2 tRNA genes and 3 rRNA genes are annotated in these 6273 nt (G+C 51.6%); all 5 read left to right on the top strand.

Annotated features, from left to right (window positions below):
• The first annotated feature begins 700 nt into the window (after window positions 1-700).
• The 5 genes from AC2TEM_RS21270 (at window position 701) to rrf (ending at window position 6049) form a co-directional block, all read left to right on the top strand.
• Window positions 701-2239, top strand: a 16S ribosomal RNA gene (locus AC2TEM_RS21270).
• 93 nt (window positions 2240-2332) lie between these two features.
• Window positions 2333-2409, top strand: a tRNA-Ile gene (locus AC2TEM_RS21275).
• An 11-nt stretch (window positions 2410-2420) separates the two neighbouring features.
• A tRNA-Ala gene (locus AC2TEM_RS21280) sits at window positions 2421-2496 on the top strand.
• Window positions 2497-2871: 375 nt separating this feature from the next.
• Window positions 2872-5756, top strand: a 23S ribosomal RNA gene (locus AC2TEM_RS21285).
• A 180-nt stretch (window positions 5757-5936) separates the two neighbouring features.
• Window positions 5937-6049: ribosomal RNA gene (gene rrf / locus AC2TEM_RS21290) — 5S ribosomal RNA — on the top strand.
• The 16S, 23S and 5S rRNA genes sit together here with 2 tRNA genes alongside, the layout of an rRNA operon.
• Window positions 6050-6273: the final 224 nt, after the last annotated feature.

Consider the following 6273-nt stretch of genomic DNA (forward strand, 5'->3'; position numbering starts at 1 on the left):
GAAAATCATCGTGCTATAGTTCTTTTCTCGCTGCAGCACACACAGGGTTTTCCCGGAAGCGCCGCAGAGAGCAGTTAGACAAGTTTCACCGCTTTGGCCAAGAGGCCCGCACCGAAGCTTGAATGACTGGTCAGGTAACTGACACGGTGTAAAACCCGGAGCTTGACAAATCAGAAAATTCTGTGTTAAAGTTCTAGGTTCTGCTCCAGAGAACACAACGTTAAGTTTTTAGCTGTTTTGAAAGTTGAAACGGTTTTGAAAATTTACCCTTGTTTGTGAAGTTGAATGGTTGGCCTTACGGTTGATTGTTCGCCAGGTAGGACGGAACGAAAGTTCTGGTTTAAGCGGGACGAGTTAGACGGTTTAAAACTTTCTAGCTTCTTCAAAAAAACGCTTGACACACCGCCTGATCTGCTTCATAATCTCGTTTCTCTGCTGCTAACACAGCAAGGCTCGAAGCGCTAAACGCGACGAGCCAGCCGGGTTAGTCAGTAGAACGACAGGCAACTGTCACTGCTCTTTAACAATTAACAGCCGATAAGTGTGGGCGCTTGGAATGAGCGAGTCGAACCCTTCGGGGATCGCCACAAGTTTGTATCAAGTGCTCACAAACGAAAGATGAAGAATTACCTTGTGTAACTCTGAATTTTTCTTTGAGACACAATCGGTCTCGTCGCAAGACGGGACAACCACAGAGATTAAACTGAAGAGTTTGATCCTGGCTCAGATTGAACGCTAGCGGGATGCTTTACACATGCAAGTCGAACGGCAGCACGAGAGAGCTTGCTCTCTTGGTGGCGAGTGGCGGACGGGTGAGTAATATATCGGAACGTGCCCAGTAGCGGGGGATAACTACTCGAAAGAGTGGCTAATACCGCATACGCCCTACGGGGGAAAGGGGGGGATTCTTCGGAACCTCTCACTATTGGAGCGGCCGATATCGGATTAGCTAGTTGGTGGGGTAAAGGCTCACCAAGGCAACGATCCGTAGCTGGTTTGAGAGGACGACCAGCCACACTGGGACTGAGACACGGCCCAGACTCCTACGGGAGGCAGCAGTGGGGAATTTTGGACAATGGGGGAAACCCTGATCCAGCCATCCCGCGTGTATGATGAAGGCCTTCGGGTTGTAAAGTACTTTTGGCAGAGAAGAAAAGGTATCTCCTAATACGAGATACTGCTGACGGTATCTGCAGAATAAGCACCGGCTAACTACGTGCCAGCAGCCGCGGTAATACGTAGGGTGCAAGCGTTAATCGGAATTACTGGGCGTAAAGCGTGTGTAGGCGGTTCGGAAAGAAAGATGTGAAATCCCAGGGCTCAACCTTGGAACTGCATTTTTAACTGCCGAGCTAGAGTATGTCAGAGGGGGGTAGAATTCCACGTGTAGCAGTGAAATGCGTAGATATGTGGAGGAATACCGATGGCGAAGGCAGCCCCCTGGGATAATACTGACGCTCAGACACGAAAGCGTGGGGAGCAAACAGGATTAGATACCCTGGTAGTCCACGCCCTAAACGATGTCAACTAGCTGTTGGGGCCGTTAGGCCTTAGTAGCGCAGCTAACGCGTGAAGTTGACCGCCTGGGGAGTACGGTCGCAAGATTAAAACTCAAAGGAATTGACGGGGACCCGCACAAGCGGTGGATGATGTGGATTAATTCGATGCAACGCGAAAAACCTTACCTACCCTTGACATGTCTGGAATGCCGAAGAGATTTGGCAGTGCTCGCAAGAGAACCGGAACACAGGTGCTGCATGGCTGTCGTCAGCTCGTGTCGTGAGATGTTGGGTTAAGTCCCGCAACGAGCGCAACCCTTGTCATTAGTTGCTACGCAAGAGCACTCTAATGAGACTGCCGGTGACAAACCGGAGGAAGGTGGGGATGACGTCAAGTCCTCATGGCCCTTATGGGTAGGGCTTCACACGTCATACAATGGTCGGGACAGAGGGTCGCCAACCCGCGAGGGGGAGCCAATCTCAGAAACCCGATCGTAGTCCGGATCGCAGTCTGCAACTCGACTGCGTGAAGTCGGAATCGCTAGTAATCGCGGATCAGAATGTCGCGGTGAATACGTTCCCGGGTCTTGTACACACCGCCCGTCACACCATGGGAGTGGGTTTCACCAGAAGTAGGTAGCCTAACCGTAAGGAGGGCGCTTACCACGGTGGGATTCATGACTGGGGTGAAGTCGTAACAAGGTAGCCGTATCGGAAGGTGCGGCTGGATCACCTCCTTTTAGAGCGAATGGCTCGCAAAGCGAAAGCGTCCACACTTATTGGCTGTTAGTTCATGTCATGACCATTGAAGGTATCGCCCACTGGTGATAGATGGGTCAGTAGCTCAGTCGGTTAGAGCACCGTCTTGATAAGGCGGGGGTCGTTGGTTCGATTCCAACTTGACCCACCAACGATTACCTCGGGGGATTAGCTCAGCTGGGAGAGCACCTGCTTTGCAAGCAGGGGGTCGTCGGTTCGATCCCGTCATCCTCCACCACCGCTTTTGTGGTTGGTAGATACAGCAAGGTTCATGACAGAGTATAGGGCACAGGACAACAACGGTTGACCTGGCGTTAGATTCAACGAAGAGTGTTCTTTTACAAGAATACTGCTCGTTGGGTTATACAACCCACGAATTGCTCTTTAACAATTAGGAAGAAGCACAACGAAGGTGTGTTGTCTAATAAACGCAAAGCGATTAGTCGCCTTGTGATGACAATACACGGGTTGTGATTGCAACAGAACAAATTATGTTCAACGAAAGTTCTCAAAAATATAGACGTTGTTCAGTCTTCGGATTGGATAACAGCTAAGGATTGATGAACGGCAACAACGTATACTCATATTCCTATAACAGCACCAAGCGTTATAGGATCAAGCGAATAAGTGCATATGATGGATGCCTTGGCGATCACAGGCGATGAAGGACGCGGTAGCCTGCGAAAAGCTACGGGGAGCTGGCAAACAAGCTTTGATCCGTAGATGTCCGAATGGGGAAACCCACCGTAGTAATACGGTATCCCATGCTGAATACATAGGCATGTGGAGGCGAACCGAGTGAACTGAACCATCTCAGTAACTCGAGGAAAAGAAATCAACCGAGATTCCGGAAGTAGTGGCGAGCGAAACCGGACCAGCCTGGATGTTTTAGCGTAGTGAATAGTCGAATGGAATGGAAAGTCCAGCCGTAGCAGGTGATAGCCCTGTAGGCGAAATTCAGTACGTGGAACTAAGCATCGAACAAGTAGGGCGGGACACGTGAAATCCTGTCTGAATATGGGGGGACCATCCTCCAAGGCTAAATACTCGTGATCGACCGATAGTGAACCAGTACCGTGAGGGAAAGGCGAAAAGAACCCCGGAAGGGGAGTGAAATAGATCCTGAAATCGTATGCATACAAACAGTAGGAGCACCTTCGTGGTGTGACTGCGTACCTTTTGTATAATGGGTCAGCGACTTACATTCAGTGGCAAGCTTAACCGAATAGGGGAGGCGTAGCGAAAGCGAGTCCGAATAGGGCGATTCAGTCGCTGGGTGTAGACCCGAAACCAGGCGATCTATCCATGGCCAGGTTGAAGGCACGGTAACACGTGCTGGAGGACCGAACCCACTAATGTTGAAAAATTAGGGGATGAGCTGTGGATCGGAGTGAAAGGCTAAACAAGCCTGGAGATAGCTGGTTCTCTCCGAAAACTATTTAGGTAGTGCCTCGTATATTACTGCCGGGGGTAGAGCACTGTTATGGCTAGGGGGTCACAGCGACTTACCAAACCATGGCAAACTCCGAATACCGGCAAGTACAGTACGGGAGACAGAGCACCGGGTGCTAACGTCCGGACTCAAGAGGGAAACAACCCAGACCGCCAGCTAAGGTCCCTAACTATGGCTAAGTGGGAAACGAAGTGGGAAGGCATAGACAGTCAGGAGGTTGGCTTAGAAGCAGCCATCCTTTAAAGAAAGCGTAATAGCTCACTGATCGAGTCGTCCTGCGCGGAAGATGTAACGGGGCTAAGCCATAGACCGAAGCTGCGGATGTGTACTTTTAGTACACATGGTAGGAGAGCGTTCCGTAAGCCTGTGAAGGTGTTCCGTGAGGAATGCTGGAGGTATCGGAAGTGAGAATGCTGACATGAGTAGCGATAAAGGGGGTGAAAAGCCCCCTCGCCGTAAGTCCAAGGTTTCCTGCGCAACGTTCATCGGCGCAGGGTGAGTCGGCCCCTAAGGCGAGGCAGAGATGCGTAGCTGATGGGAAGCGGGTTAATATTCCCGCACCGTCGTAGAGTGCGATGGGGGGACGGATTGCAGAATGTTATCGGGGTGTTGGATGTCCCCGTTGGCGCATCATAGAAGGCACTTAGGCAAATCCGGGTGCGTAATTCAAGGGTGTGACTGGATAGAGCTTCGGCTCTAAACTAACTGGAAGCAGTTCCAAGAAAAGCCTCTAAGCTTCAGCTCTACGAGACCGTACCGCAAACCGACACAGGTGGACGGGATGAATATTCCAAGGCGCTTGAGAGAACTCAGGAGAAGGAACTCGGCAAATTAATACCGTAACTTCGGGAGAAGGTATGCCTCATTAGTGTGATGTGCCTGCGCACAAAGCATGAAGAGGCCGCAGTGAATCGGTGGCTGCGACTGTTTACTAAAAACACAGCACTCTGCAAACACGAAAGTGGACGTATAGGGTGTGACGCCTGCCCGGTGCCGGAAGGTTAAGTGATGGGGTGCAAGCTCTTGATCGAAGCCCCGGTAAACGGCGGCCGTAACTATAACGGTCCTAAGGTAGCGAAATTCCTTGTCGGGTAAGTTCCGACCTGCACGAATGGCGTAACGATGGCCACACTGTCTCCTCCTGAGACTCAGCGAAGTTGACATGGTTGTGATGATGCAATCTCCCCGCGGCTAGACGGAAAGACCCCATGAACCTTTACTGTAGCTTTGCATTGGATTGTGAACCGGCCTGTGTAGGATAGGTGGGAGACGTTGAAGCGTGGTCGCCAGATCGCGTGGAGTCATCCTTGAAATACCACCCTGGTCTGTTTGCGGTTCTAACCTAGGTCCCTTATCGGGATCGGGGACCGTGCATGGTGGGCAGTTTGACTGGGGCGGTCTCCTCCTAAAGTGTAACGGAGGAGTTCGAAGGTACGCTAGAGACGGTCGGAAATCGTCTTGATAGTGCAATGGCATAAGCGTGCTTGACTGTGAGACTGACAAGTCGAACAGGTACGAAAGTAGGACATAGTGATCCGGTGGTTCTGTATGGAAGGGCCATCGCTCAACGGATAAAAGGTACTCTGGGGATAACAGGCTGATACCGCCCAAGAGTTCATATCGACGGCGGTGTTTGGCACCTCGATGTCGGCTCATCTCATCCTGGGGCTGTAGCCGGTCCCAAGGGTATGGCTGTTCGCCATTTAAAGAGGTACGTGAGCTGGGTTTAAAACGTCGTGAGACAGTTTGGTCCCTATCTGCCGTGGGCGTTGGATATTTGACGGAGCCTGCTCCTAGTACGAGAGGACCGGAGTGGACGTACCACTGGTGTATCGGTTGTCATGCCAATGGCATTGCCGAGTAGCTACGTACGGAAGAGATAACCGCTGAAGGCATCTAAGCGGGAAACTCGTCTGAAGATTAGATATCCCGGAGGCTTGACCTCCCTGTAGGGTCGTCCGAGACCAGGACGTTGATAGGCTGGGTGTGGAAGTGCAGTAATGCATGTAGCTAACCAGTACTAATTGCCCGTGTGGCTTGATCCTATAACCCTTGAGGTTGTAGTGAGTTAAGTTGTTGACCACAGAACGTAATATTGAAGTGCAGCGCAACCCGCGCTCGACACCTTCGTAACCGCTGCTAGCTGATCCGTACTGATCGCTGGCAGTGTGCTTCTTCCAATTGGCTGGGACGTCTCTGTAGAGACGGCCTGGCAACCAGTTACGCTTGACGACCATAGCAAGGTGGTCCCACACCTTCCCATCCCGAACAGGATTGTGAAACGCCTTTGCGCCGATGATAGTGGACGGACGTCTGTGAAAGTAGGTCATCGTCAAGCTCTTATTGCTCAAAACCCCCGCAAGTATCCCTTGCGGGGGTTTTGTTTTTTATGCGCGCCACACGTACACACGGCTGCCCAGCTGTGTTCTGGTGGCATAAGGACCGGATCCCTGCGATCATCTCGTTCGGACGTCCCTTCCTTCCTCCTGGCCCGTTCTGGGCACCTTGTCTCCCTTCTTCTTCTGTACGGCTTACTCGTGTCTGCTTCGGCTTGCCCCTCGG

It is taken from the genome of Ruegeria sp. HKCCD3925 (assembly GCF_057221175.1).